The organism is Microbacterium sp. PF5, from assembly GCF_004794315.1.
Lineage (GTDB): Bacteria > Actinomycetota > Actinomycetes > Actinomycetales > Microbacteriaceae > Microbacterium > Microbacterium sufflavum.
The window spans coordinates 1-26,415 of the sequence record NZ_SSDQ01000174.1 but is presented as its reverse complement, the minus strand read 5'-3'; the positions used below and the strand labels follow the sequence as shown (position 1 = coordinate 26,415).

The 26,415-nt window shown below is 71.6% G+C and carries 19 protein-coding genes; 9 read left to right on the top strand and 10 right to left on the bottom strand.

All coding sequences use genetic code 11. The features are described from left to right. Positions 1-4: 4 nt before the first annotated feature. Complete coding sequence (locus DW297_RS18405; RefSeq protein ID WP_136035147.1) at positions 5-1,231, bottom strand: glycosyltransferase; 1,227 nt, start codon at positions 1,229-1,231, stop codon at positions 5-7. A gap of 125 nt (positions 1,232-1,356) precedes the next feature. Here DW297_RS18405 and DW297_RS18400 point away from each other — a divergent pair, with 125 nt between their 5' ends. Next, positions 1,357-1,944, top strand: coding sequence for a hypothetical protein (locus DW297_RS18400; protein WP_136035146.1), 588 nt, complete (start codon positions 1,357-1,359; stop codon positions 1,942-1,944). Between the two features lie 35 nt (positions 1,945-1,979). Here the strand turns inward: DW297_RS18400 and DW297_RS18395 are convergent, their stop codons facing one another. After that, entirely contained in the window at positions 1,980-2,390 is a 411-nt protein-coding gene (locus DW297_RS18395) for an MmcQ/YjbR family DNA-binding protein (protein WP_136035145.1), read from the bottom strand. Positions 2,391-2,445: 55 nt separating this feature from the next. Then, entirely contained in the window at positions 2,446-5,439 is a 2,994-nt protein-coding gene (locus DW297_RS18390; protein ID WP_136035144.1) for an alpha-mannosidase, read from the bottom strand. 134 nt (positions 5,440-5,573) lie between these two features. Between DW297_RS18390 and DW297_RS18385 the strand changes: the two genes are divergently transcribed. Then, positions 5,574-6,599 (top strand): LacI family DNA-binding transcriptional regulator, encoded by a 1,026-nt coding sequence (locus DW297_RS18385; RefSeq protein WP_136035143.1) that lies wholly within the window; start codon positions 5,574-5,576, stop codon positions 6,597-6,599. Positions 6,600-6,618: 19 nt separating this feature from the next. Here the strand turns inward: DW297_RS18385 and DW297_RS18380 are convergent, their stop codons facing one another. Further along, complete coding sequence (locus DW297_RS18380; RefSeq protein WP_136035142.1) at positions 6,619-7,929, bottom strand: glycoside hydrolase 5 family protein; 1,311 nt, start codon at positions 7,927-7,929, stop codon at positions 6,619-6,621. A gap of 233 nt (positions 7,930-8,162) precedes the next feature. On the opposite strand from DW297_RS18380, the gene DW297_RS18375 reads away from it, so the two are divergent. Genes DW297_RS18375 through DW297_RS18360 form a run of 4 tightly spaced genes read left to right on the top strand, consistent with a single transcriptional unit; the run spans position 8,163 to position 14,531 of the window. After that, on the top strand, positions 8,163-9,446 hold the full coding sequence (locus DW297_RS18375) for an ABC transporter substrate-binding protein (RefSeq protein WP_168442904.1): 1,284 nt from the start codon (positions 8,163-8,165) through the stop codon (positions 9,444-9,446). Positions 9,447-9,487: 41 nt separating this feature from the next. Further along, entirely contained in the window at positions 9,488-10,375 is an 888-nt protein-coding gene (locus DW297_RS18370) for a carbohydrate ABC transporter permease (protein ID WP_136035139.1), read from the top strand. After that, positions 10,372-11,301 carry a carbohydrate ABC transporter permease gene (locus tag DW297_RS18365; RefSeq protein WP_136035136.1) on the top strand — a complete coding sequence of 310 codons (930 nt, stop codon included), beginning with the start codon at positions 10,372-10,374 and terminating at the stop codon, positions 11,299-11,301. The genes DW297_RS18370 and DW297_RS18365 overlap by 4 nt, the downstream gene beginning before the upstream one ends. Beyond that, positions 11,298-14,531: a GH92 family glycosyl hydrolase gene (locus DW297_RS18360; RefSeq protein WP_136035134.1), complete on the top strand. Its 3,234-nt coding sequence runs from the start codon at positions 11,298-11,300 to the stop codon at positions 14,529-14,531. The genes DW297_RS18365 and DW297_RS18360 overlap by 4 nt, the downstream gene beginning before the upstream one ends. Here the strand turns inward: DW297_RS18360 and DW297_RS19285 are convergent. After that, positions 14,515-15,720: an endo-beta-N-acetylglucosaminidase H gene (locus DW297_RS19285; protein WP_240744688.1), complete on the bottom strand. Its 1,206-nt coding sequence runs from the start codon at positions 15,718-15,720 to the stop codon at positions 14,515-14,517. The genes DW297_RS18360 and DW297_RS19285 overlap by 17 nt on opposite strands. A 144-nt stretch (positions 15,721-15,864) precedes the next feature. On the opposite strand from DW297_RS19285, the gene DW297_RS18350 reads away from it, so the two are divergent. Together DW297_RS18350 and DW297_RS18345 are read left to right on the top strand one after the other, a co-directional pair. After that, a complete protein-coding gene (locus tag DW297_RS18350) occupies positions 15,865-17,784 on the top strand; it encodes a heavy metal translocating P-type ATPase (protein ID WP_136035132.1) in 1,920 nt (639 codons plus the stop codon). 123 nt (positions 17,785-17,907) lie between these two features. Then, complete coding sequence (locus tag DW297_RS18345) at positions 17,908-18,186, top strand: hypothetical protein (protein WP_136035130.1); 279 nt, start codon at positions 17,908-17,910, stop codon at positions 18,184-18,186. A 15-nt stretch (positions 18,187-18,201) separates the two neighbouring features. Here DW297_RS18345 and DW297_RS18340 read toward each other — a convergent pair whose 3' ends face one another. The 3 genes from DW297_RS18340 to DW297_RS18330 form a co-directional block, all read right to left on the bottom strand. Beyond that, positions 18,202-19,836, bottom strand: coding sequence for a fucose isomerase (locus tag DW297_RS18340; protein WP_136035128.1), 1,635 nt, complete (start codon positions 19,834-19,836; stop codon positions 18,202-18,204). Next, the gene (locus DW297_RS18335) at positions 19,833-21,350 is read right to left on the bottom strand and encodes an FGGY-family carbohydrate kinase (RefSeq protein ID WP_136035126.1); all 1,518 of its coding nucleotides are present in this window, start codon (positions 21,348-21,350) and stop codon (positions 19,833-19,835) included. The genes DW297_RS18340 and DW297_RS18335 overlap by 4 nt, the downstream gene beginning before the upstream one ends. Positions 21,351-21,473: 123 nt before the next feature. Further along, positions 21,474-22,460 (bottom strand): LacI family DNA-binding transcriptional regulator, encoded by a 987-nt coding sequence (locus DW297_RS18330; RefSeq protein ID WP_136035124.1) that lies wholly within the window; start codon positions 22,458-22,460, stop codon positions 21,474-21,476. Between the two features lie 102 nt (positions 22,461-22,562). Between DW297_RS18330 and DW297_RS18325 the strand changes: the two genes are divergently transcribed. Continuing rightward, positions 22,563-23,696: a glycoside hydrolase family 172 protein gene (locus tag DW297_RS18325; RefSeq protein WP_136035122.1), complete on the top strand. Its 1,134-nt coding sequence runs from the start codon at positions 22,563-22,565 to the stop codon at positions 23,694-23,696. 51 nt (positions 23,697-23,747) lie between these two features. On the opposite strand, the gene DW297_RS18320 is transcribed toward DW297_RS18325, so the two are convergent. Both DW297_RS18320 and DW297_RS19055 read right to left on the bottom strand, forming a co-directional pair. Beyond that, positions 23,748-26,234 carry a GH116 family glycosyl-hydrolase gene (locus DW297_RS18320; protein WP_136035120.1) on the bottom strand — a complete coding sequence of 829 codons (2,487 nt, stop codon included), beginning with the start codon at positions 26,232-26,234 and terminating at the stop codon, positions 23,748-23,750. Next, the coding region (locus DW297_RS19055) for a hypothetical protein (protein ID WP_168442903.1) at positions 26,231-26,415 on the bottom strand (185 nt) is incomplete at its 5' end. The genes DW297_RS19055 and DW297_RS18320, both read right to left, overlap by 4 nt.

The following is a 26,415-nucleotide window of genomic DNA, read 5'->3' as shown; positions in this document are numbered from 1 at the left end:
GCGGTTACTCCGGCAGCGGCTCGTCGCGGTACAGCGCCTCGAAGGTGTCGAGCGTGCGGTTGATGTCGTGGATCGCGACGCCGTCGAGCGAGGCGTGCTGCATCCGCTCGTACTCGCCCGGCGAGGCGGTGAGGACATCGGTCAGTCGCGCGGCGAGCTCGTCGACGTTGCCCGGCTCGAACAGGTGGCCGTTCTCGCCGTCGTGCACCAGATGCGGCAGGGCCACCGCGTCCGCGGCGACGATCGGCAGCGCCGACGCCATCGCCTCCATGGTCGCGATCGACTGCAGCTCGGCGATCGACGCGATCACGAACAGGCTCGCGCGCGACAGCAGGGCGCGCAGCTCCTCGTCGGTCGTGCGGCCGTGGAACGTGACCCGGTCGGCGAGACCGAGCTGCGCGGTGAGGCTCTCGAGCTGCTTGCGCTGATCGCCGCCGCCGACGATGTCGAACGTCGTGTTCAACGCGGGGTCGAGCTTCGTCATCGCCTTGAGGATGACCTCGACCTGCTTCTCGGCCGTGAGGCGCCCGACGAACACCAGGCGGTTCTCCTCGCGAGGCGCGATCACCGGCGTGTACTGCGAGCGGTCGATGCCGCAGCTCACCGGGATGACGCCCTGCACCTCGACCGTCTTCTCGAGGAAGTCGGCGGCGCGGCGGGTCGGGGTCGTGATGGCGCGGGTGAGGTCGAACGTGCGCTTCGCATCGGCCCAGGCGAACTTCAGCACCAGGTCGTCGATGAACTTCGGCATGGTCGTGTGATCGAGGATGTTCTCGGCCATCACGTGGTTGGTCGCGATGACCGGGATGCCGCGCTGCTTCGCGATGCGCGCGAGGCCGCGCCCGATCACGATGTGCGACTGGATGTGCACGACGTCGGGCTGCACGCGGTCGAGCACCTTCCGCGCGTAGTGCTTGGAGCGCCACGGCCACACGAAACGCAGCCAGTCGTGCGGGGCCCAGCGCACGGACGGCAGCCGGTGCAGCGTCATCGGCTCGCCCTCGATCACCTCGGTGTGAGGCGCCGAGCGACGGTACGCCTGGTTGGGGGCGACCACGTGCACGTCGTGTCCGCGCTGGACGAGGCCGGCCGCGAGACGCTCGGCGAAGCGGGCGGCACCGTTGATGTCGGGCGCGAAGGTGTCGCAGCCGATCAGGATCTTCAGCGGGCGGGGGGCTTCGGCGGCGTCGGGGGACGCCTCGGTCGGATCGTCGGAGGGGGTCACAGACATGCTGCCTTACGATGGGGCGGCCAAGGGAAAGCCCTGGTCGGGCGCACGCAACTCTACCCGAGGGCCCTGGCCGGGCCGCCGAGGCATACCGGCATCCGCCCAGCCGGAGCCGTTAGCGTTGGCGCATGCGACTGACTGCCGACGCCGACCCCCAGCTGTGGATCCCCGTCACCGACTCCCTCGGTTGGAAGGGGCGCCGGCACCGGAAGGCCGCGATCCGCATGCTGCTGGGACAGGTGAACGCGGCGGTGGGGGCGACCGAGCGCCCTGGATCGCGCTTCGGCGCGTGGGCCATGAGCCAGGCCGCCCCGATGCTCATGAAGAAGGCCGACGGCCGTGTGCTGGTGTGGACGTGGAAGGCCGAGCCCGAGCTGGTGGTGGCGATGGCGACCGCCCAGGTGCTGACGCCCGATGTGCGCATCGCCCGAGCGTCGATGCCCATGGAGTACGACGACACCACCTCTTTCCCGACGCGGCTCGGGGCCGGCGAGAAGCTGGTGGTCGCGATGCCGCCCTCGCCCGCGATGCCCCCGTTCACGACGTACACGTGGGACACCGGCACGCACCTGATCACGCTGACGGCGGTGTGCGCCGACCGGGAGCGCTTCGGCACGCTCGGCACCGCGCTCGACGACCTCGCCCGGAGCATCCGCATCGCCGACGACCTCACCGGCGGCGAGTCGCCCGACGTGCTGCGGCTGCCTCCGGCCTGACACCCTCGACGTCCACCGCCGGGTGCGGGAAGGACTCACGCGAGGCCGTGCGCGGCGAGCCAGTCCTTCGCGACAGTGGCCGGAACACGCACGAGCCAGGCGTCGGTGACGAGCTCCGCCAGCCGCTCCGCGTCCACCACGTCCAGGCGTACGAGCAGCGCCGGGTAGCCGTCGAAGTGCGGGATCGAGAACAGCGCCTCCGGCTCCGCGGCCAGCAGCGCCTCCTTCTCGCCCTGATCCGCCACGCGCACCGACAGCACCTCGCCGTCGGGCCACTGCCGACCGAGCTCGGCCAGCTGGCGCAGATCGGCGCCGGTCGGGCCGCGCAGCCCCGCGAACTGCCCCTGCGTCACGCGCCACCCGGGCAGACCCGTGTGACCGTTGACGGCCTCGGTGACCCCGGGCAGCGCGAGCGCGATCCGCCGCACGTCGTCGATCGTCGCCATCCCGTCATGCTCCCGCACGCCCCGCCCGCGCACAACGCCCGGGCCCGCGCGGGGGTCAGCGCGCGATGCGGAGGGTGCGCACCTCGAACGGACGCAGGTGCAGCGCTCCACCCGTCCGCGCGTCGTCGAGGTCGTCCTCGATCAGGCTCACCTCGCGCACCTCGCGATGCTCGAAGCCGACCGCCAGCTCGCCCGTGGTCCGACGCCCGAGAGCTTCGTACACGCGCACGATCACGTCGCCAGAGCCGTCGTCGGCGAGCTTGACCGCCGACACCACGATGCCCTCGCCCGACACGCTCACCAGCGGCTCGACCTCGCGGGCACCGCGCACGACGGTGGGCAGCGCGTTGAACCGGATTCCCTCGGCCGTGGCGATCGCGGCGTCCGCGCCGATCACGAAGCCGACCTCGATGGCGTGGTGCCCGTGGTCGGTGTCGGGGTCGGGGAACCGCGGCGCGCGCAGCAGCGAGAGCCGCACGGTCGTGGTCACCCCGTCGTCACCGACCTCGCGCGAGGTGTCGTAGCCGTAGATCGAGTCGTTGACGAGCGCGGCGCCGAAGTCCTGCTCGCGCACCAGCACGAAGCGGTGCATCGAGGTCTCGAACTTCGCGGCCTCCCAGCTCGTGTTCGTGTGGGTGACGCGGGCCTGGTAGCCGAACTGGGTCTCTGCCTCGGTGTGCGACGCCTGGATGTCGAGCGGGAAGGCGAGCTTGAGCAGCTTCTCGGTCTCGTGCCAGTCGACCTCGTTGCGCAGTACCACGGTGCGCGAGTCGGGCGCGAGGAGGATCGTCTGCGTGATCGTCGACTCCGAGAACCTGCGCTCGACCACGATCGTCGCGACACCGTTCACCACCGAGGCATCGATCGACGACACCGCGGTGAGGTCCTCGACACTGTTGCGGTAGTAGCGGTCGATGTCCCACGCGTCCCACATGTTGGGGAAGTCCTGGTGCAGCTGGAACAGGTTCGCGGCCCTGCCCGGCGCGACCGTCTCGCGGCCCGACGCCCTGTCGACCGCCGACACGATGAGGCCCTCCGGCGACACCACGACCGACACGAGCTCGTTGTCCAGGCGCCAGCCGCCGTCCGTTTCGGTGAGCGTCACCGGGCTCGCGGTCGGCTCCCCGACGAACGCCGCCCCGAGCGCCCGTCCGCCCGCGACCGAGGTCGGCTCGAACCGCAGCTCACGGTCGCCCTCCCCCGCGAGCGACCGGCGTGCGCGCTGCGCGATGTCGCGCGCCTCCGACAGCACGTCGGAGAGCACGGCGACGGCCTCGCGGTGCACCCAGGCGATCGAGGTGCCGGGGAGGATGTCGTGGAACTCGTGCAGCAGCACGGCCTGCCAGAGCCGGTCGAGCTCCGCCTGCGGGTACGCGGCCCCCGTGCGCACGGCGTCGGTCGCGGCCCACAGCTCCGCCTCGACCAGCGCGTGCTCGGCCCAGCGGTGCAGCGCCTTCGTGGCGTGCTGGCTGGTGAGGGTGCCGCGGTGCAGCTCGAGGTACAGCTCGCCCACCCACACGGCGGGGTGCGGCAGCTCGGCCTTCGCGGCGTCGAAGAAGTCGTCCGGATGCTCCCAGACGACCTGCGCGCTGCCCTCGAGGTCGCGCAGGCGCGCGGCCTTGCCCGTCATCTCCCGGGTCGTGCCGCCACCGCCGTCACCCCAGCCGACCGGGGCGATCGACCGCGACGTGACGCGGTTCTCCTTGAACTGCCGCGCGGCCTTGGCGACCTCCATGCCGCTGAGCTGCGAGTTGTAGGTGTCCATCGACGGGAAGTGCGTGAACACCTGCGAGCCATCGATGCCCTCCCACAGGAACGAGTGGTGCGGGAAGACGTTCTGCTGGTTCCACGAGATCTTCTGCGTGAAGAACCACTCGAACCCGGCGCGGCGCATGAGCTGCGGCAGTGCGGGCGAGTAGCCGAAGCTGTCGGGCAGCCACACGCCCTTCGACCGGATGCCGAACTCGCGCTCGAAGAAGCGCTGGCCGTGCGAGAACTGCCGCACGAGCGACTCGCCGGTGGGCATGACGGTGTCGGACTCGACCCACATGCCGCCCAGGGGCAGGAAGCGCCCCGCGGCGACCGCGGCTCTGACCCGCTCCCACACCTCGGGGCGGTGCTCCTTGATCCAGGCGTACTGCTGCGCGCTGGACATGCCGTACTGGAAATCGGGCTGCTCGTCGATGAGCGTGGTCATGGACGAGGTGGTGCGGGCGACCTTGCGGATGGTCTCGCGCACGGGCCACAGCCATGCGGAGTCGATGTGCGCGTGGCCGACCGCCGAGATGCGGTGCGCGCTCGCCTCGGCCGGGGCCGCGAGCACGTCGGCGAGTCGGGCGCGGGCGTCGGCGGCCGTCTCGACGATGCGCTGGAGGTCGAGCACGTCGAGGGCGTCGTCGAGCGCCTGGAGGATGCGCATGCGCCGCGGCGAGGTCGCCGGCAGCTCGGCCTGCAGCTCGAACAGCACCTCGATGTCGAGGGACAGGTCGAACACCTCGGGCTCGAACACCGCGAGGTCCATGCGGCGCAGGCGGTACAGCGGCTCCTTCGACGAGGTGAGGATGTCGCCCTCCTGCGTCGGAAGGAAGGGGTGGTAGTCGAGCAGCACCGGGTTCGACGCTCCCTCGAGGTACAGCTCGACGGGCTCGTCGCCGTGGGCGTTCTCGGCGATCGGCACCCACTGGTTGCGCGGGTTGATGCTCTTGATCGGGGTGCCGTCGGGGCGGTACGCGAGGGCCTCGCACTGGAAGCCGGTCATGTTCACGTCGAAGCCGAGGTCGATCAGCGCCTCGACGCGGCGCCCCTTCCAGTCGGCCGGCACGCGCCCCGTGAGCTTGAACCACGTGGTGCCCCACGCCGGTCCCCACAGCGACCCGACCGCGCCCGGCGCGTAGTCGAGCGCCAGCCCCTCGGCCGGCGGGATCGGCTCCCCTGGCAGTTCGTGCAGCTCGACGGTCAGCGGCACGGAGGCCGAGTGGATCGCGGGACGGATCCGTTCCTCCAGCACGCGCTTGACGCGGCCGACGGTGAGCGAGGTGTCGTCATGCATGGCTGTTCTCCGGGCTCGACGGTGAGGGGGGCGTTCTGATGCTATCCGATTTACTAAAACGATCTAGCGATTTGAGTCTACGGCACGCCCACGACGCTCCCGCGAGGCTAAACCGATCAAGTAGTGTGATGCCTATGGCCTCGGGGAAACGCGTCACGATCGCGGACATCGCGCGACTGGCCGGCGTCTCCCCCGGTGCCGTCTCCTTCGCCCTGAACGGTCGCCCCGGCGTGAGCGAGGAGACCAGGCAGCGCATCCTCGCGATCATCGAGGAGCACCACTGGCAGCCCAGTTCCGCGGCACGTGCCCTGGTCGGCGCCCGTGCCAACGCGGTCGGCTTCGCACTCGCCCGCCCCGCCCGCTCGCTGGGCTCCGAGGCCTTCTTCACCGATCTGATCGCCGGCATCGAATCGCGGCTGTCGGAGAGCAAGGTCAGCCTGCAGCTGCGCCTGGTCGCCGACATCGACGAGGAGATGGAGGTGCACCGCCAATGGCGGTCGTCGAACCAGGTCGACGGCATCATCTACATCGATCCGCGCGACGACGACCCGCGCGCGGCGAACATCGCGTCGCTGGACGCCCGCGCCGTGATGATCGGGTCGGAGCCGTCCGCGGAGGGCGACGTGCCGAGCGTGTGGATCGGCGACGAGGAGGTGGCCGAGACGCTGTTCTCCTACCTCGCGGCCCTCGGGCACACCCGCATCGCCTACGTCGCCGGACCCGCCGAGCTCGAGCACACGCGCCTGCGCGCCGAGGTGCTGGAGCGCCTCGCGGCGGACGGCATCGCGGGCGAGGTCATCGCGACCGACTTCTCCCCCGCACGCGCCTCGGCGGTCACGCGCACTCTGCTCTCCGGCAAGCAGCGCCCGACCGCGATCGTCTACGACAACGACGTGATGGCGGTCGCCGGACTCCGCGTCGCCCAGGAGATGGGGCGCACCGTGCCGCGCGACGTGTCCCTCGCCTCCTTCGACGACTCGGTGATCGCCGGGCTCATCAACCCGTCCATCACCGCCATGACGCGCGACACGTTCGAGCTCGGCGAGCAGGCGGCCACCCTCCTGCTGCAGCAGATCGAGGCGGGCGCGACCCTGCCCAGCGTCGCCGGTCCCACGCCCACCCTCACGGCGCGCGAGAGCACGGCGCCGCCCGCGTCCTGACGCGCGCCGACGGATGGTGTCAGGCGTCGACGACGGTGTTGACCGAGCCGTAGCGGCCGACCGCGTCGCCCGCGAGGTCGGGGCGGATCAGCTCACGGATGCCCCGGCCCTCCAGCACCGCGGGGTCTGCCGCGTCGGCCGAGGTGACCAGGGCCGGATCGAGTCCCGCGGTGCACGCATCGACCCACGCCTGGAACACCGCCCCTCCCGGGCTCAGCGCGGCCCGGCTCACCGGCACGTCGCGCTCGTCCACCTCGACCACGATCCCGGTCGGCCGCGCCGGGGCAGCCGTGCGCGCGCGCAGCTCGGGGATCAGCTCCGCGAACCGCCGGCCGATCGGCTTGGCCGCGCCGGACTGGTCGACCAGGCCGAGCGAATACTCCAGGTCGGGGAAGTCGCCCAGGTCGCGGCTCACGTCGTGGGAGCACCACCACGTGACGCCCCAGAGGTTCTCGGTCCGCGCCGAGGAGCGCAGCGTCGCCTCCAGGAACCCGGGCATCTCGTCGGGTTCCAGACAGTTCGACGGCGCTCCGACCTCCTGCAGCCACACCGGGCGCTGCGGGTCGGTCGCGAACGCCCGCGACAGCTCGATCAGATACTCGGCGTGCCGGTCGGCGGCGACGGAGCGACCGCCGTAGCGCTGCGCCGTGCCGTTGAAGATCCACGAGTGGATCGTGGTCATGGCGCCCAGGCGCGAGGCGTGCGCCGGGGTGAACCCGTGCTCGTCCATGTACCAGACCGCGTCGTACTCGCTGTGCACGTGAGGAAGTCCGGGAGCGGCCTCCCCCGCGGCCGCGAGCAGGGTCTCGATCCACGCCCCTGCCTCGTCGACCGTGACCGGCCACGGCGCGGGGTGCGTGTGCGCCGAGAACTGGTTGACCTCGTTGCCGAGCGTGAGGCCGAGGAAGTTCGGGGCATCGCGCAGCGCCTCCGCGAGCCGCTGCACCAGGGCGACCTGCCCGTCGAGCGCCCTCGGATCGGTGAACATGTTGCGGTCGTGCCAGGTGTACAGCCAGGCGGGCACGAAGTCGAAGCTCGACAGGTGGCCCTGGATCACGTCGACGCTCGCGTCGAGCTCGAACTCGGCGGCGATGTCGACCATCGCCCGCACGTCGTCGAGAGCCTTCGGGCGGATGAGGGTGCGGTTCGGCTGCAGCACGGTCCACAGCGGGAACACGCGCACATGGTCGAGGCCCAGTTCGGCGAGGGCGGCGAAGTCGCGGCGCACGTCGTCGGGCGTGAAGTCGAGCCAGGAGTGCATCCAGTCCTTAGACGGCGTGTAGTTCGCCCCGAACCTCAGGGGAGCGTCGAGAGCGCCACGCTGCGTCATGTGTTCTCACCTTTCGGACAGAGCCCCCCGACGAGGGCGGATCGCACCACTATAACGCTTGAGCAGCGAGACCGCGGCACGAGATTCCGCTCGCCGCCTGCGCTCCCCGCGCCCTCTCTTGACACCGGTGGATTCGGATGGTTTCATCAGCTAAAGCGCTGTAGTCCCGTCCTGTCGGACCCGCGCCGAATCGCCCGCCTCGAGGAAGAAGCACGATGAGAGTTCCCGCACGCATGGCTGCACTGGCAACCTTCACGATCGGCGCCCTCGCGCTCGCCGGCTGCACCGGCGGTGGCGCCGGCGCCGGAGACGCCGGGCCGATCGACACCTCCGGCGACCTGAGCGGCACGATCCAGTTCCAGACCTGGTCGCTCAAGAACGAGAAGTTCACGCCGTACTTCGAAGACCTGATCGACGCGTTCGAGAAGGAGCACCCCGACGTGAAGGTCGAGTGGCTCGACCAGCCCGGCGACGGCTACCAGGAGAAGATCCTCAGCCAGGCCAACGCCGACACCCTGCCCGACGTGCTCAACCTGCCGCCCGACATCGCCTACCCGCTGGTCGCCGCGGGCAAGCTGGTCGACCTCGATACGGCCGACCCCGACCTGAAGTCGGCGTACAACACGGGCGCGTGGGAGGCCTACAGCCAGTACCCGGGCGTCGACGGCACCTACGGTCTGCCGTGGTACCTGTCGAGCGATGCGTCGTGGTGGAACCTGGCCCAGCTCGCCCCCTACGGCGTCACGGAGCAGAACCTGCCGACCACGGTCGACGAGCTGCTCACGCTCGCCACCGACGTGGCCACCGAGTCGGGCGGCAAGGTGCAGCTGCTCTCCTCGATCCCCGCGCTCGACACGTTCACGGCCGCCGGCATGGAGGTCATCAACGACAAGGGCGAGTTCGACTTCAACACCGACGAGGCCGCCGCGATCATCCAGAAGTACGCCGACGCATACGCCGCGGGCGCCATGCCCGCCGAGGCCCTCACCGGCGACTACGGCGGCAACGCCGAGGCCTACATCCAGGAGAAGGTCGCCTTCACGACCGGCGGCACCGGCTTCACGACCGATCTGCAGAAGGACGCCCCGTCGCTGCTGGCGAACACCGTCGCCACCCCGCGCCTCGGCATCGCACCGCTCTATGTGCAGGGCCTGAACGTCTCCGCCGACTCCGACAACAAGGAAGCCGCGCTCGCGTTCGCCGAGTTCGCGACGAACCAGGAGAACCAGGTGGCGTTCTCGTCGCTCGCGGTCGGGACCGCGCCCGGAACGGCCGAGGGCGGCGACCAGGTCGTCGAGAACATCGCCTCCTCCGTCACCGACGAGAAGCAGCTCGCCGCGATCGACACGGTGTTCGGCGCGATGAAGGACGCCAAGGCCCTGCCGTTCCAGTGGACGTCGGACATGGCGACCTACATGACGCAGCAGATCGCGCTCGCGGTCAACGGCGAGGCCGACCCAAAGGCCCAGCTCGACAAGATCGTCGAGTACGCCAACGCGAACCGCGTGGACCAGTGACCATGAGCGCGAGCACCGGCACCCGGCAGCGAAGGACGACGATGAGGTCCCACCGGTGGTTCACCCCGTGGCTGCTCCTCGCCCCCGCCGTGATCTGGGTGCTGGTGTTCGCGCTGTGGCCGTTCCTCAACACCGTCGTCCTCAGCTTCACGAATGCCCGCCCGCTGCGCACCCCCGAGTTCGTGGGCGGCGCGAACTACGAGCGCATGTTCGGCGACGAGATGTTCTGGAACGCGCTGACGACGTGCCTCATCTATGTGGTCGTGTGCGTGCCGCTGCTCACGATCCTGCCGCTGCTGCTCGCCCTGCTGGTGCAGAAGAAGCTGCCGGGCATCTCGTTCTTCCGCACCACCTTCTACTTCCCCGTGATCGCCTCGGTCGTGGTGGTCGCCCTCATCTGGACCTGGCTGTTCGACAGTCGCGGCATCATCAACCAGACCCTGGAGTTCCTCGGTCTGATCGACAAGCCGATGGCGTTCCTCGTCGACCGCTGGCTGCTGCTGGGCTGCGCCATCCTGCTCACGGTCTGGAAGGGCCTGGGCTACTACATGGTCGTGTACCTCGCGGCGCTAGGGAACGTGGGCAAGGAGCTGCACGAGGCCGCGATGCTCGACGGTGCCGGCTCGTTCCGTCGCTTCCTCTCGGTGACGATCCCGTCCGTGCGCGGCGCCATGCTCCTCATCTCGGTGCTGATCGCGGTGTCGGCCATGCGCGTGTTCGCCGAGCTCGACGTGCTCTCCAAGAGCACCGGCGGCCCCGGCGGCTACGACATGTCGCTCGTGATGCTGATCCGCCAGGTGGGCTCCGGACTCAACGGCAACATCGGCTACGCCTCCGCGATCAGCGTGGCCCTGTTCCTCCTGACGCTCGTGCCGCTGGCCGCGATCGCGTTCATGAACCGCGAGAAGAAGGCGAAGGTCTCCGCATGACCACGCTCACCCCGCCGCGCGCCGACGACCGCGCCGACGACGCCCCGGTCCGCCCCGCGCGCGAGCGCATCTTCCGGCACCGCGGCTCCGGCGACTTCAGCAAGCCGACCCTCGGCGGGCTGATCGGCCGCTACGCGCTGCTGCTCCTGGTGCTCTTCCTGGTGATCGGGCCGTTCGTGTGGCAGCTGTCCACGTCGTTCAAGGGTCCGCAGGAGAACATCTACTCGTTCCCGCCGGAGCTCATCCCGCGCGACCCCACCCTGCAGAACTACACGCGCGTCGCCGACATCGTGCCGGTGTACCTGTACGCGTGGCACTCCCTGCTCGTCTCGCTCGGCACGGTGCTGAGCAACGTGATCCTGGCGACCTTCGCGGGCTACGCGCTGGGCTGCATGCGGTTCCGCGGCAAGTGGATCGTGATGGGCATCCTGCTCTCCACCCTGCTGTTCCCCGGCGAGGTGACCGTGACCAGCAACTTCCTCACCATCCGCGCCCTCGGGCTCGCGGACACGCTGTCGGGCGTGTTCCTGCCCGGAGCGATCAGCGCCATGAACGTGCTGCTCGTGGCCACCGCGTGCCGCATGATCCCGAAGGACGTGCTCGACGCGGCGACCGTCGACGGCGCGACCACGTGGCAGCGCATCCGGCACATCGTGTGGCCCAACATCCGCGGCATGGTGTCGGTCGTCGCGATCTTCGCGTTCATCGGCGCGTGGGACGACTACCTGTGGCCGCTGATCGTGCTCTCCGACCCCGCGAAGTACACGCTCACGGTCGGCATGGCGTACCTGAACAGCAGCTTCTCGGTCGACCCGCGCCTGATCGCCGCGGGCACCATGATCGCCCTCGTGCCGATCATCATCATGTTCTCCTTCACGCAGCGGTTCTTCTTCAAGGGCGTGCAGGAGGGTGCGCTGAAGGGGTGACCGCGGCGCCGCTGACCCCGGCCGCCGGTCCGGCCGATCCCCCGTCGTCGCGCCCGCACGCCGGGGTGCTGCCCGGCGACGTGTTCGCGTTCGCTTTCGATCCCGCCCTGGGGCCGCAGCGGCTGGACGTGCCGGGGCTCTCCGACCTCACCGTCACTCCCGAGACCGTGCTGCACTGGGCGTTCTACGCCGACGGGCCGGACGCGACCCTGGCTCCGCACGCGGCGCTCGCGGTGACGGTGGACGTGCGAACGGCGGACGGGACCCGGCTGAGCGACCACACCGCCGTCCGCGACCGCTACGACGTGCCGCTCACGCCCGAGGCGCAGTTCGCCGCCCGCTGGAGCCTCCCGGAGCAGTGGAACGCCGATACGGTCGCGCTCGCCCCTCTGTCGACCGGAGGCGCGGTGCGGGCCACGGTCGAGCTGGTGCTGGGCGCGCCGTCGCTCACGGGCGCGGAGGGTCTGCCCGCCCGCGCGACCGGATTCGTGCAGGTCCGTGTGGAGGAACGCCGACCGGCGGACCCCGACCTGCCGCCGGTCGAGCGCGTCGACACCCGCCGCGGCACGCACTCCGGACCGCGGTTCTCGCGCGGCAACACGATCCCGGCGGTGGCGGTGCCGCACGGCTTCACGTTCGTCACGCCGGCGACCGACGCCGCGGACGCCCGCTGGCCGTACCGCCCGTTCGTGCACGACGATCCGCAGGGCCGCCGCCTGGAGGCCCTGCAGTTCTCGCACCAGCCGAGCCCGTGGATCGGTGATCGCTCGGTGCTGCAGCTCATGCCGTTCCTCGGCCGCGCCCGCTCGGAGCGCGCGGCACGGCGACGGTGGATCGTGCCGGGCAGCGAACGGGCGCGCCCCCACGAGTACGCCGCCGACCTCGGCGACGGACTGCACGTGGCGATGACCGCGACCTCGCACGCGGCGGCGTTCCGGGTGGCCGCCGACGACCCCACGGCCACCGTCGGCTTCGTGATCGATCAGCTCACCGACGACGGGCGCCTGACCTGGACGGACGACGGCGAGTTCGAGGGCTGGATCCCGGAGGGCGCGGAGGACTGGGGCAACGCGCCCCGCTGCTACTTCGCCGGGGCGACGGTCGGCGCGACCGAGGCGCGCGGCCGGCTCGACGACGACGGGCGCGGGCGCGTCGCCGGGCACCTCGACGGGCGCGGCAGCCTGGAGGTCCGCATCGCGGTGTCGTTCCTGTCGATCGCGCAGGCCCGGCGCAGCCTCGCCCAGGAGGCTCCGCCGTCCCGGTCCTTCGAGGAGCTGCGCGCCGCCGCAGCCGCCGCGTGGGACCGCCTGCTCGGCCGCGTGACCCTCCCTCCGCTCGACCCGCGGCAGCGGCCGTACCGCGGTCTCGCCGACGAGGAGCATCGCGCCCGGATCGCGGCGGCCCTGCACCGCATGCACCTGTACCCGAACACGGCGGGCGAGAACGCGGGCACCACCACCGCGCCCGACCACCGCTTCGCCGACGTGTTCGCGCCGCGCGCGCCGTTCGGGGAGACCGAGACCAGTGCGCCCGTGGCCGAGGGCGAGCTCGTGGTGAACAACGGCTACTGGGACACCTACCGCACGGAGTGGCCCGCGCTGGCGCTGCTCGACCCCGCCCTGACCGGGCAGCTGCTGGACGGCCAGCTCGCCCAGTTCCGGCGGGGCGGGTGGATGGCGCGGTGGAGCGCCCCGGGGTACGTCGACAGCATGGTGGGCACGTCGAGCGACCAGATCTTCGCCGACGCCGCGCGCTGGGGTGTGGCGTTCGACCGGGAGGCCGCGTTCGAGAGCGGCTGGCGCCACGCGTGCGAGCCGGGGCCGGACGCCCGTCGCGGCCGCAAGGGCATCGGTCGCGGGCGCTTCACCGGGTACATCTCCTCCGACGTGCCGGAGGGCATGAGCTGGAGCATCGAGAACGCCGTGAGCGACGCGGCCCTCGGGCGGTTCGCGCGGCAGCTCGCCGATGACGCCGCCACCGCCACGGACGCCGCCCGCTACCGCGCGTTCGCCCGCTACCTCGCCAACCGCGCCCGGTCGTACCGCACCCTGTTCGATCCCGACTCGGGATTCTTCCGCGGCCGCGACGCGCACGGGGCGTTCGCGCCCGGCTTCGACCCCCGGGTGTGGGGTGGCGACAACGTGGAGACCAACGCGTGGGGGATGTCGGTCGGCGCGGTGCACGACGGCCCCGCGCTCGCGGCGCTGTACGGCGGCCCCGCCGGGCTCGGCCGCCACCTCGACGCGCTGTTCGCCGAGCCGGAGACCGCCGACGAACGCTTCGGCGGCGCCTACGGCACGGTCATCCACGAGCAGCGGGAGGCCCGCGCGCTGCGCTCCGGCATGTGCGCGATCTCGAACCAGCCCGCCCACCACATCCCCTTCCTGTATGCGTTCACCGACCGCCCGTGGGCGGGCGCTGCGATCGTGCACGACCTCGCGGGGCGTCTGTTCGCCGGCGCGCACATCGGGCAGGGCTTCCCCGGCGACGAGGACAACGGCGAGATGAGCGCCTGGTGGCTGTGGGCGGCGCTGGGCCTGTATCCGCTCGAGCTCGCCTCCGGGCGGCTGCGCATCGGCTCCCCGCTGTTCGACGACGTCCGCGTCGATCGCGGCGACGGGTCGACGCTGCGGATCCGCGTGCAGCGGAGCGAGCCGGGCGCCCACGTGCTCCGGTCGGCGCTGCTCGACGGCGACCCCCTCCCCACGGCCGACCTGCCCGTGGAACGACTGATCGGCGATGCGGTGCTCGACCTGACCTTCACGCTCGACCCCGCGGAGGCGCTGGAGGCCGCGGCGCCCGACGTCGCCGTCGAGCCGTGGCACCCGGACCTGACCTCGGAGGCGGGCGAGTCGATCGCCTCCCGGGGCCTCGACCACGCGGCGCGACTGTTCGACGACGGCGACCCCCCGGGGGCCGACGGCGTGAGCCTGCGGCCGGGCGAGTGGGTGGGGTGGCGCTTCCCCGCGGCGCGCGACATCACCGACGTGAGCGTGACCGCGGTCACCGCGACGCCCGCGTCCGGCTGGCACTGGGAGGTCGAGCGGGCGGACGGCGGGTGGGAGCGGGTGGCCGCGGCCCATGCCGAGGCGCTGCGACCGGATCGCACGACCCCGTTCACCCTGGCCGCACGGACCGTGACCCCGGCGATCCGCCTGTGCGCGGACGCCGAGGTCACGATCCGTCAGCTCGAGCTGTTCGCCCTCGCGCCGGTCACTTCGTCAGCGTGAACGTCACCTCGGTGCTGTTTCCGGCGACGTCGACCACCTGCAGCGTGTTGACCCCGAGGACGGCACCGAGCACGCCGGGCTTCAGCACGTCGAGGTCGCGGGACTCCCCGTTCTCCAGGTCGGTCGGCACGCCGTTCAGCACGATCCGGTCGATGAGTCCCTCGTCGTGCAGCCGGAAGCTCACCCGCTTGTAGCCGTCGTCCTTCTGCTTGGTGAACTGCGCGCCGCTCTTGAACGTCACGGTGGGCGCGGTCGTGTCGGCCGGAGGCGCCTGGAAGACCGTGGCCTCTCCCTTCAACGCCTGCGTGATCCCGGACAGGTAGGCGGACTGGTCGCTCGCCGTGAGGTTGTAGGCGACGTAGACGCCGTACCCGTCGGCGACCGTGCGCTGCGCGAAGTCTGCCGCGGTGGCGGCGCTTGTGTTCGACAGGTCGATCGCCGCGGCGCCGAGCCGCGCGCGATCGTCCAGGCCCGGCACGGTCGGGGCGTCATACGTCGGGTAGTACGGGTTCCAGGCGTGGTCGAGCACCCCGTCGACGTCGAACTGCGTGAAGTCGGTGGTGGTGTACGACGGGCCGATCGCGTAGAGCGTGATGAGCTTGTCGGGGCCGAGCCGGTCGCGCAGCGCGGTCGCCAGCCACCCGAACGACTGGGTATTGGGCTGCGGTGTGCCGTTGGCGCCGTACTCCGTCCACTCGTCGTCGAAGTCGATGCCGTCGAGGCCGTACGTGGTCACCGCGTCCTCGAGCTGCGCGGCGAAGGCGTCGGCGGCGGCGAACGAGGTGAAGTTCGCGAACCCGGCCCCCTGGTGGTTGCCGAGCACGGAGAGCAGCACCTTCGTGCCCTGCGCCTGCAGCGGCCGGATCTGGTTCTCCGCATCCTGCAGGGTCTCGGTCACCCGCTCGTTCAAGTGCAGGTACGCCTGCTGGCCGTCGTAGTTGATGTTCGCGGCGAAGATCATCGCGAGATCCACGGCGGGGCGACCCGAATCGGCCAGGGTGTAGTCGGCGACGTTCGCTAAATCGTTCGAGTTGACTTCGACGTAGACCGCCAGCTTCGCCTCGTCGACGGTGGCGTCCGCAGCGGCCGGGCCCGTCGCGGCGACCGCGGTGAGGGCCACCGCAGCGGCGGAGAGGGCGGCCGTGAAGGCGCGCCGATGGCGGTGACTTCTGGATGAGGACGGATACATGGGGGTTCGTCTCCTTCGGCATCGTTGTCGAGCGCGAGCCGCATCGGCGCGACTCGCGGCCGACTATATCGCTTAAGTTCTGCGGGTGAAAGAGTGGACGATCCGCCCTTGGCCTCGGCCGCCGTTCCGCGGGAGGCTGGGGGCATGCGTTCGCTCAGTCTGCTGTGGCGGTATCCGGTCATCACCCTCACCGTGCTGGCGTTCGCCCTGGTGGGCGTGCTGCACGCGGTCGATCAGCAGCAGGTCGGGCGCTGGATCGCGACGGTGTACGTCGCCGCGGTCGTGGTGTGGACCCTGATCGGGATGGTGCGCGACGTGCTCCGCGGCCACGTCGGCCTCGACATCCTCGCGGTCGTGGCGATGGTCGCGACGCTCGCCGTCGGCGAGTACATCGCGGCGCTCATCATCGTGCTGATGCTGTCGGGCGGGGAGGCGCTGGAGGACTTCGCCGGCCGCCGCGCCCGCCGCGACCTGTCGGCCCTGCTCGACCGGTCGCCGCGCATCGCCCACGTGCTGCACGACCCCGGCGACGCGCAGTCGGACGAGGCGCACGACGTGCCGGTCGACGAGGTCGCGGTCGGTGATGTGCTGCTGGTGCGTCCGGCCGAGATCGTGCCGGTCGACGGCACGCTGCTGACGACCGAGGGCGAGTTCGACGAGTCCTCGCTCACCGGTGAGAGCCTGCCGGTCTCGCGGCACGCGGGCGAGGAGGTGCTGTCCGGCGCGATCAACGGCAGCCGGGCGATCCGCCTCCGCGCCCTGCGCACCGGAGCCGACAGCCAGTACCAGCAGATCGTCGCCCTCGTGAATCAGGCCGAGTCCTCGCACGCGCCCATCGTGCGTCTCGCCGACCGGTTCGCGATCCCCTTCACGGCCGTCGCGCTCGTCCTGGCCGGCACCGCGTGGGCGCTGTCGGGCGATGCGACGCGCTTCGCGGAGGTGCTCGTGCTCGCCACCCCGTGCCCGCTGCTGATCGCGGCACCCGTGGCGTTCCTCGGCGGCCTGTCCCGGGCCGCGAAGTCGGGCGTGATCATGAAGAGCGGGGCCGTGGTCGAGCAGATCGCGCGCGTCCGGTCGGCCGCGTTCGACAAGACCGGCACGCTCACACAGGGCCGCCCGGAGCTGGTCGACGTGCGACCGGCGCCCGGCTTCGACGCGGACGAGGTGCTGCAGCTCGCCGCCTCGGCCGAGCAGTACTCGTCGCACGTGCTGGCCGCGGGCATCCGCACCGCCGCCGAGGCGCGGGGCCTGCCCCTCGAGGCGGCCGCGGAGGCGAGCGAGACCGCGACCAACGGCGTCTCCGCGACGATCCGGGGCCGCACGGTCGTGGTCGGCAAGCCCGCGTACGTCGCGTCGCTGGCGCCCGACACCGTGCGCGCCGAGCTGGGCACGGGCGAGGCGGCCGCCTACGTCGCGGTGGACGGACGCTTCGCCGGAGCGCTCCTGCTCGCCGATGCGGCGCGGCCGGAGGCCGCCGCGGTCGTCTCGTGGCTGCGGCTGCACGAGGTGGAACGGGTCGCGATGCTCACCGGCGACGTGCGGTCGACGGCGGAGTCGGTGGCGCACCAGCTGGGCATCGAGGAGGTCCACGCCGAACTGCTCCCGCCGGAGAAGGTGCGGCTCGCGGCCGAGCTCGAACCCCGGCCCGTGCTGATGGTCGGCGACGGCGTGAACGACGCCCCGGTGCTCGCGGCGGCCGACATCGGCATCGCGATGGGCGCCAAGGGGGCGACCGCGGCGGGCGACGCGGCCGACGTGGTGATCCTCGTCGACTCGCTCGCGAAGGTCGTCGACGCGGTCGCCATCGGCCGGCACACCCTGCGCGTCGCGCTCACGTCGATCTGGATCGGCATCGGGTTGAGCGTCGGGCTCATGGTCGTGGCGATGACGGGCCTGATCCCCGCGGTCGCCGGGGCGCTCGTGCAGGAGCTCGTCGACCTCGCCACGATCCTCTACGCCCTCCGCGCGCTGAGCGGTCCGCCGAGCGGACTGCGCCCCGGTGCCGACGGCACGGGTGCGGACGCGGTCCCTGCGGTCGCCGCGACGCCCGCGCCCGGCCGCTGACCGGCGCGCTCACCCCTCCTCCACGACGCCGTCCGGCGACGGTCACCGCACCGATGGGGTCTTCGCGCGCGGGCGCCTGCGGAATACCGTGACACCGGGGACGTCCTGGCAGACACTGGAGGCATGCCCGTGAACGACCCGCAGATCTGGACGCTGCTCGGCGTCTTCGCCGCCGTGATGCTCGGCGGGATAGCCCTCCTGACGACGCAGCTCAGTCGTGTCATCCGCTCCGAGGTCGGTCGCGTCGAAGGCACCCTCTCCGCCCGCATCGACCGCGTCGAAGGCACCCTCTCGGCCCGCATCGACGGGATCGACGCCCGCCTCGGTCGGATCGAGTCGAAGGTGGAAGACCTCGACAAGGAGCTCACGAACCTCGCCGTGCGGTTCTGGCGCTCGCAGTGACGCCCCGCGCCCGGCTCAGACGCGCACGTCCCCCACGAGGTTCACCCGGATCCCCATCCCGTCGAACATGGCGGCCTTCGCGATGAGGGCCCGGTCCGCGGTCTCGGCGTCGGGCGCATAGACGAGCTGCGCGTGGTTGGCCTTGTGCCGCGCCATGAACTGGTCGCGCGAGATGCCGTGCAGCACCACGTGGGCGATCGGCCACTCCGGGTTGGTGGCGTCCTTGCGGCGCTGCGTCTCCTCCTCCGGCAGCTCGACGACCGAGGCGCGGAAGATGTCGGCCTGCAGCACGCCGTCCGCGATGAACACCCGCGACAGCACGACCTCGCCGGGCTTCGAGACCCCGTTGATGGTGGCGCCGCCCGCGGGGAAGAACACATGGCCCTGGCGCCAGCCCTCCGCGTGCTCCCAGCCGCCGAGGTGCGAGGCGGGCACGGAGCCCGAGATCTCGTACACCCACACGAACTGCCCGTCGAAGTCCTCGCCCCAGCGCACGTCGTGCAGCGTGTTGTCGGGCACGAGGCCCATCGCCCGCCAGACCCGGTCGGTCACGAGTGCGTCGACCGCGACGCCCTCGTCGGCCTCGTTGAAGTGCGGGAACGCGCGCCCCTCGTGCAGCACGCGGGAGCCGTCGCGCGACGTGACCGGCGGGCGCGCCGTGGTGTTGAGGATGCCCTCGGCGAGGTCGGACGCGGGCACCAGGTCTTTGAGACCCTGCTGGTACTGGATGCCGACGGCGTCGAGCCCGAAGTCGTCGGCGATGCGCAGCGCGGCGATGTACATCTTGAGCTGCCACTGCACCTGCTCGCGCGTGAGCTCGGTCGCGGCGTCGTCGCCGTAGCGGAAGGTCATGCCGTGGTCGATCAGCCAGTCGTACGCGGCGTCGGCCTCGTCCTCCGTCACGGTCAGCATTTCGGCGTACAGCGCCGACTGCGACAGCCGCTCCTTGTAGATGCCGGTGTGGTTGAGCAGTTCGTCGTCGAAGATCGCGTTGTACATGCCCATGCAGCCCTCGTCGAACACGCCGATGATGGCCTTGTCGGCGCGCAGCTGCGCGGCCAGGGCCTCACCGAGCTGCTTCTCCGGGCTGTCCGGCAGCGCGGGCAGCGGACGCACGTGCGACTGGTCGTGCGTGATCGCGCCGGTCTCGGTCCACTCGCGGATGCCGTCGATGAACCAGTCGTCGGTGTAGTCGACCGACCAGGTGGTGGCGTAGGGCTTGCCCATCTTCGTGAGCCCGGCGTTCAGGCCGAGCAGACCGACCAGCCCCGGCCAGTCACCGGCGAAGTTGGCGACCGTGAGGATCGGGCCCTCGTGCGTGCGCAGCCCGGCGAGCACGTGGTGCGAGTACTGCCAGTTGGCGATCGCGACCACCAGCGGGGCATCGGTCGGGATGTCGCGGAACACCTCGAGGCCCATGCGCTGGCTGGAGATGAAGCCGTGACCGGTCTCGGGGTCGACGCCGAACGGCCGGATCACCTCCCAGCCGAGGTCGTTCAGCACGCCCGTCACACCCGCTTCGAGCTCCACCTGGGTCGGCCACCCGGCGACGTTCGCCGACTCGCGCAGATCGCCCGAGGTGATGAGGTACGCGGTCTTCGGTGCCGCGGTCGGGCGCGCGGCGGGCGCGGGCAGGGTGTACGTGGTCATGGTGCCTCCGGGGTCGGGGTGGTCGGGGTCGCGCCGCGCTGGTCCGCGGCGAGGTCGTGGACGACGGATGTGGTCCCCTCGTACAGCCGCACGTAGCGGTCGAACAGGGCGCCGTAGAAGGGGCGCAGCGCCGTGTCGGGCCGCACGGTCTCGGCGATCGGGTTCCAGTCGTCGATGGCGGGAGCAGCCCCCGGGGCCGCGGTGGCTCCGGCGGCGAGGAACGCGGCGCCGTAGCTCGCGCCGATGGTCGTCTCGGGCACCTCCTGCACGAGTCCCGTGACGTCGGACACGATCTGGAGCCACAGGCGCCCCTGGGTGCCGCCGCCGACCGCGACGATGCGGCGGATGTCGGCGCCGGCGGCCCGCATGGTCTCGACGTTGTGGCGCACGCCGAGTGCCGTGGCCTCGAGCGCCGCGCGGTACAGGTCGCCGCGGGTGTGCTCCAGCGTGAGGCCGGCGATCACGCCCCGCGCATCCGGGTCCTGGATGGGCGTGCGCTCGCCTGCGAAGTACGGCAGCATCAGGAGCCCGCGGGCGCCGGGGCCGGACGTGGCGGCCTCGCCGAGCAGCTCCGGGTAGTCCGCGCCGGTGAGGTCCTTCAGCCAGGCGGTGAGCGCGCCGGAGGTCGAGAGTCCGCCCGCGAGGTTGCGCGTGCCGGCGAAGGCACCGGCGGTCGTCCACATCGAGGGCGTGCGCAGGGTCTCGGCGCCGGTCGCGACGAGGAACATCGTGGTGCCGTACATCAGCATCAGGTCGCCGAGCTCGTGCGCGCCCACGCTGACGGCCTCGGTCCAGGCGTCGATGGTGCCGGTGACCACGGGGGTGCCTGCGGGGATGCCGGTGGCGGCGGCGGCCGCGTCGGTCACGGTGCCCGCCACGTCGCCCGCCCACCGCAGCTCCGGGGCCTCGATCGTGCCCGCATAGCGCTGCCACCACGGCTCGTGCCAGCGCTCGTGCTCGATGTCGTACAGGGGCGACACCTGACTGGCGGACTGGTGGTCGAGCACGTAGGCCCCGGTCAGCCTGCGGGCGAGCCAGGACGCGGGCATGTAGAGGCGGCGGGCGCGCGACCACGCCTCGGGTTCCTCGTCGGCGACCCAGGCGATCTTGGGGCCGCCGGCCTGCGACGTGAGCGTCGAGCCGCCCACGCGGGTGATGTCTTCGTCGCCCAGCTCCGCGGTCATCCGTGCGATCTGCGCGGTGGAGCGGGTGTCGACGCCGTAGAGGATGGCGGGGCGGACGGGGTGGTCGTGCTCGTCGGCGAGCAGGATGCAGGGGCCCATGCCGCTGACGCCGACCCCGGCCACCTCGGCCTCCGGCACTGCGGCCAGGAGCTCACGGGCCAGGTCGACGAACTCGTCCCACCAGACGTCGCCGTCCATCTCGACCCAGCCGGTGCGGGGGCGGCTCACCTCGTGCGCGCGCGTCGCGGTCGCGAGGATCGTCCCCGCCTCGTCGACGAGCACGCCCTTGCTGCTGGACGTGCCGATGTCGACACCGATGGTGCAGCGCATGGTCCTCCTCGACGCAGGGCGGCCGGTGATCCGACCTTTCGCCATGGTAAGCGAAATCGATTTCAAGCCGCAAGCCGATGCGTGGGCGTTTCCCCGGCAGAGCCCCGCCCGTCCGCAGGGACGTCAGACGCGGGGCGTGCTCGCGGACTGCACCTCGTTGCGCAGCACGACCGTGCGCGCGGGCTGGGTGTCGCCCTTGATCCGCTCCAGCAGCATGCGCGCCGCCGTGACCCCCATGTGCCGCGCCGGGAGCCGGACGACGGTGACCGCCGTGGGCGAGAGCGTGGTGAAGGGCAGCGATCCGATCACCGCGACCCCGACCGCGGGCGGCGTGAGCCCCCGCTCGGTGAGCACCTGCAGGGCGCCGACCCCGATGAGGTTGTTGCCCGCGACCACCGCATCGGGCGGCTCGGGCAGCGCCAGCAGCTCCTCCATGGCCGCGCGGCCGCCGTCGACCCGGAACGTCGCGAAGCGCACGAGCTCGTCCAGGTCGAGGTCGGGCTCTGCGGCGGAGAGCGCGGAGCGCCAGCCGGCCGCGCGCTCGGCCGCGGTGTCGATGTGTTCGGGCCCGCCGATGTAGGCGATGCGACGGTAGCCCGCGGCGATGAGGTCTTGCGTGGCGGAGGTGCCGGCTGCCCGGTTGGCCATCACCACGCCGTCGATGTCGTACGTGGTGCTGCGGTCGACCGCGACGACGGGTCGCCCGGTGGCGAGGATGCCGCTCAGATCGCTGTGCTCATCGGCGGTCGCGATGATGACGCCCGACATGTGCTCGGCGATCGCGATGCGGAGGTACGTGGCCTCCTTCTCGAGCTGGGCGTCGGAGTTGCACAGCACCACGGAGTACCCGGCCTCGGAGGCGACGTCTTCCACGCCGCGCGCCATCTCGGTGAAGTACGGGTTCTCGATGTCGGGGATGACGAGCGCGATGACCTCGGAGCTCTGGGTGCGCAGGGTGCGGGCCGCGCGGTTCGGCGTGAAGTGCAGCTGGGCGGCGGCCTCGCGCACCGCGGCCACCTTCTCCTCCGAGACGCTCGTGCCGTTGAACACGCGGGAGACCGTCGCGGGCGAGACGCCCGCGAGCTCCGCGACGTCGTAGATCGTGGCCATGCACCCTCACTGCCTGTCCGGTGACCCCGGACGTGAAGCAACAGTATCGCGCGCTCGCGAGGTCTCTGGTGCATCGATCTGAAATCGATTACATTGGCGGCCATGACGCCTGCCCCCTCCTCTCTGTCCACGCTCGCAGCGCTGCGCACCGTGCAGACCCGGTCCATCTCCCCCGAGAACTTCGACGGCTCGCCGGGCGGCGGCGGCCGCGCCACCGAGGGCACCGGTGCGGCGAGCGCGCGCGACCTCGGCCCCGGCTGGAAGATCTCCCCCAGCGTCGACATCCCGGCCGGAGAGACCTTCGAGCTCGCCGCGATCGAGGGTCCGGGCAAGATCACCCACATCTGGATCACCACCCACACCGACAACTGGCGCACCCTGCTGCTGCGCGCGTACTGGGACGGCGCCGCGGAGCCCGCGGTCGAGGTGCCCTACGGCGACTTCTTCTGCAACGGATGGGGCGTGTTCGCCCAGGTGAACTCGCAGACCATCGCCGCGAACCCGCACGGCGGCTTCAACTCCTACTGGCCGATGCCGTTCCGCGACGGCGCCCGGCTCACGCTCGAGAACACGTCGACCGTCGACGTGCGCGTCTACTACCAGGTGACCTACGAGGTCGGGGGCGATCACTCCGACGACGCCTACTTCCACGCGCAGTGGCGGCGCTCGAACCCGCTGGAGGACCGCACCCCGCACGTCCTGCTGGAGGGCATCGAGGGGCGCGGGCAGTACGTCGGCACCTACATCGCGTGGGGCGTGAACTCCAACGGCTGGTGGGGTGAGGGCGAGATCAAGTTCTACCTCGACGACGACACCGACCACCCCACGATCTGCGGCACCGGCACCGAAGACTACTTCGGCGGCGCGTGGAACTTCGACATCCCCGGCCAGGGCTACACCGCCTTCTCCACCCCGTATCTGGGGATGCCGCAGGTGATCCGGCCCGACGGCCTCTACGTGTCGCAGCAGCGCTTCGGCATGTACCGCTGGCACGTGCTCGACCCGATCCACTTCGCCAGCGGCATCCCGCGGGTCGACATCCAGGCGCTCGGCTGGCGCAGCGGATGGCGATACCTGCCGCTGCGGGACGACATCGCCTCCACCGCGCTGTTCTACCTCGACCGGCCGACCGCGCGCCGCCCGCGCACACCGAGCGCCGACGACCTGGAGGTGCACCTGGGCAGCGCGGCCGTGCCCGACATCGGCGCCTCCCCGTCGCGCCCGCCGCAGGGCTGACACCGAGCACGACGAAGGGCGCCCGCTTCCCGCGGGCGCCCTTCGGTGCGTTCAGTCGGCGCGCACCACGGTGAACGGGCAGTCGCCCTCCACCACATCGACCTCCACCTGCTCCCCCACGGTGACGGTGCCGTAGCCCGCCGCGCTCACCCACGGCCAGCGGCCCTCGGCACCGACGTGCAGCTCGCCCGTCCCCTCGTCCACGCGCACGCCGGAGCGCGCCTGCAGCAGCGTCCACCCCGCCATGGCCCTGGCGTAGTGATCGCCGCACTCGATCTCGTTGTAGGGGTTGCGGCGGCGGCCGTCGTGCCGGTCCCACAGTCCTTCGAGCACCGCACGGCCCTCCTCCTCCAGCCCCTCGAAGAAGCAGTGCGCCGCGACCTGCCACTCGATGCCCGTCCACACCTCGTCGGCGTAGCGCGTGGGCACCTCGGGTCGTCCGCCCTCGGGCCACGTGCACATCAGCAACCCGACGTCGTCGGCCGTGTCGGCATAGACGCGATACGGGTGCGCGAAGTCCGCGAAGCCGTGCCGCAGATTCGAGGCGACTACGTGCCGGAGGGCGCTGCGCACGTGCTCGGGCGGCAGGATCGGCCCGAGTCCGAGCTGATGCGCCCACCACTGCCCGATCACCTGATCGGACAGCACACCCGTGCGCCACTGGAAGTCCTCCGGGTCGCCCTCGTCGAGCACCTGGATGTAGTGGGTGCCGTCGAACAGCAGCTCGTCGTACCCCGCCGAGCCGGAGCGGAACCTCTCGGCCGCCTCCGCCGCGGCCTCGGTGTCGCCCACCCGCCGCGCGAGCTCCTCGTACGCCCGCAGCGCCGCGAGCCACAGCGTGCCCATGAACGGGTTGACCCCGGCGAGGTCGATGTCGTGCGTGCTGGGCTGGATGCCGCGCAGCACGCCATCACCGTCCGCGTCCCACTTCTCCCGGATGTGCGTGTACAACCGCACGAGCTGCGGCCAGCGGCGTTCGAGCCACTCCGATCCCGCCCCGCGCTGCACGTCGCGCAGCGACTTGAGGATCGTGGCGAGCATGCCGTCGAGCGCGGGCTCCTCCGGTCCGCCGATGAACTCGTCCGTCATCTGGTGCAGATACGTGGGCACGCGCAGGCGGTGCGGGATCGACCCGCCGGCCGCCTGCATCACGTCGAACTCGGTGTCGCGCATGTTCCGCTCCAGGCTCGGCCACAGCCCGGCGAGCGCGGCCTCGTACTGCCACACGTGCGTGCAGTTGAGCGGGCAGGAGCCGCCGAAGACGCCCGACCACATCCAGGTCGAGTCGCCGAGCGAGCCCTCGTAGCCGTAGAACCGGCCGTCGGCGCCGATGAAGCACGTGGGGCTGCGCACGTATGCGGCCTGGGCGGCCAGGTGCTCGACCTCCCGCGCGTCGAGGCTCGACCCCGCGAGGGTGCCGGTCCACCGGAGCGTACGCTCGACGAGCTCGTCCCACCGGCGCTCGACCGTGGCCTGCACGTCGAGCGCGTCGAGGTAGCGCCGGCCGTACGCGTTGCCGAGGTAGAAGGTGGACGCTCCCCACTCCGGGTGCGGCGCCCCGAACTGCTCGATGTCGACGAACCGGTTGGGCAGGTGCCACGAGATCGAGAAACAGATCGTGCGCGAGGCGCCGGGGGCGAGGGCGAAGGGCACGCCGACCACCCCGAGCCACGACCGCCCCTGCGGGCTGGGGCCGGACCCGCCCTGCGGGGCGTTGAGCTGCGGGTCGCCGATCGTGGGGGCGAGCGCGAGCCGGGAGCGTCCGTCGTTCCCGGCGCGGGAGCGGAGGAACGCGTCGAGGTGCTCCAGACCGCTGCACCGCGTGAGCACGGCCGCTGTCTCGTCGTCGGCGGCGAGCACGAGCTGCCCGGCCAGGCGGTCGCTCTCGTCCAGGCTCGGGTTGTCCATGACCACGCGCGACCAGCCCTTGCCGCGGCGCAGTCGGTTGACGTTGCCGCCCAGCCCCGGGGTGCTGTCGGCGATGGGCGTGATGCCGTCCCACCCGATCGCGTTGAGCAGCGACCCCGCAAGCGTGCCGTGCACCCCGATCGGGCCGGTGTTGGTGAGCGTGAACTCGAACATCCCGGTCGGGATCGAGCTGAGCTCGACGTCGCGCGGGGCCATCGGGTTGAGCACGCGCATGCGCACCTCGACCGGATGGCGCGGATCGGTCAGCTCGACCTCGGCCACCGGGTAGGTGCCCCGGAACGCGGCGCTGTCGAAGGTGCTGAAGCTCTCGGCCGCCGCGGTCATCCACTCGGGCACGAAGCCGTCGGTCGTGAGCGATGCCTGCGGATCCGGGACCGGGGTGCCCTGCACCATCGAGATGACGTTGAGCGGCGGCTCGACCTGCGTGACCCGCAGCCAGAAGCCCGTGCCGGGGAGAGCGCCCAGGTGGTTCGGCATGCCCTGCAGCTGCCACTGGCGCAGCGACCCGTCGGCGTTCACCGCGAAGCCGCCGGTGCCGATGCCACCCACGGGCATCGCGAGCGCGGGGGCCTCGGTGTGCGGACGGGACGGGGACAGGCGGTCGGTCATGATTCTCCTCGTGCGGGTCGACGGCCGGGGACGAGCGGCGGCAGCGCCACTCCGGATGCCGCGGCGACCGGCCAGGCCGCGGCGACGGACAGCAGCACGAGCAGGGGTGCCGCGAGCAGCAGCAGCCCGCCGAACCAGGTGAGCCCGAGCCGCCGATCCACCTCCGCGGCCACGCCGTCGG

Excerpts from the sequence above, each read along its gene's own strand:
- DW297_RS18320 (WP_136035120.1), bottom strand. The coding sequence starts at position 26,234 with ATGACCGACCGCCTGTCCCCGTCCCGTCCGCACACCGAGGCCCCCGCG.
- DW297_RS18395 (WP_136035145.1), bottom strand. The coding sequence starts at position 2,390 with ATGGCGACGATCGACGACGTGCGGCGGATCGCGCTCGCGCTGCCCGGG.
- DW297_RS18365 (WP_136035136.1), top strand. The coding sequence starts at position 10,372 with ATGACCACGCTCACCCCGCCGCGCGCCGACGACCGCGCCGACGACGCC.
- DW297_RS18370 (WP_136035139.1), top strand. The coding sequence starts at position 9,488 with ATGAGGTCCCACCGGTGGTTCACCCCGTGGCTGCTCCTCGCCCCCGCC.
- DW297_RS18330 (WP_136035124.1), bottom strand. The coding sequence starts at position 22,460 with ATGGCCACGATCTACGACGTCGCGGAGCTCGCGGGCGTCTCGCCCGCG.
- DW297_RS18345 (WP_136035130.1), top strand. The coding sequence starts at position 17,908 with ATGCCCGTGAACGACCCGCAGATCTGGACGCTGCTCGGCGTCTTCGCC.
- DW297_RS18400 (WP_136035146.1), top strand. The coding sequence starts at position 1,357 with ATGCGACTGACTGCCGACGCCGACCCCCAGCTGTGGATCCCCGTCACC.
- DW297_RS18405 (WP_136035147.1), bottom strand. The coding sequence starts at position 1,231 with ATGTCTGTGACCCCCTCCGACGATCCGACCGAGGCGTCCCCCGACGCC.
- DW297_RS18335 (WP_136035126.1), bottom strand. The coding sequence starts at position 21,350 with ATGCGCTGCACCATCGGTGTCGACATCGGCACGTCCAGCAGCAAGGGC.
- DW297_RS18385 (WP_136035143.1), top strand. The coding sequence starts at position 5,574 with ATGGCCTCGGGGAAACGCGTCACGATCGCGGACATCGCGCGACTGGCC.
- DW297_RS18325 (WP_136035122.1), top strand. The coding sequence starts at position 22,563 with ATGACGCCTGCCCCCTCCTCTCTGTCCACGCTCGCAGCGCTGCGCACC.
- DW297_RS18380 (WP_136035142.1), bottom strand. The coding sequence starts at position 7,929 with ATGACGCAGCGTGGCGCTCTCGACGCTCCCCTGAGGTTCGGGGCGAAC.
- DW297_RS18350 (WP_136035132.1), top strand. The coding sequence starts at position 15,865 with ATGCGTTCGCTCAGTCTGCTGTGGCGGTATCCGGTCATCACCCTCACC.
- DW297_RS18375 (WP_168442904.1), top strand. The coding sequence starts at position 8,163 with ATGGCTGCACTGGCAACCTTCACGATCGGCGCCCTCGCGCTCGCCGGC.
- DW297_RS18340 (WP_136035128.1), bottom strand. The coding sequence starts at position 19,836 with ATGACCACGTACACCCTGCCCGCGCCCGCCGCGCGCCCGACCGCGGCA.
- DW297_RS19285 (WP_240744688.1), bottom strand. The coding sequence starts at position 15,720 with ATGTATCCGTCCTCATCCAGAAGTCACCGCCATCGGCGCGCCTTCACG.
- DW297_RS18390 (WP_136035144.1), bottom strand. The coding sequence starts at position 5,439 with ATGCATGACGACACCTCGCTCACCGTCGGCCGCGTCAAGCGCGTGCTG.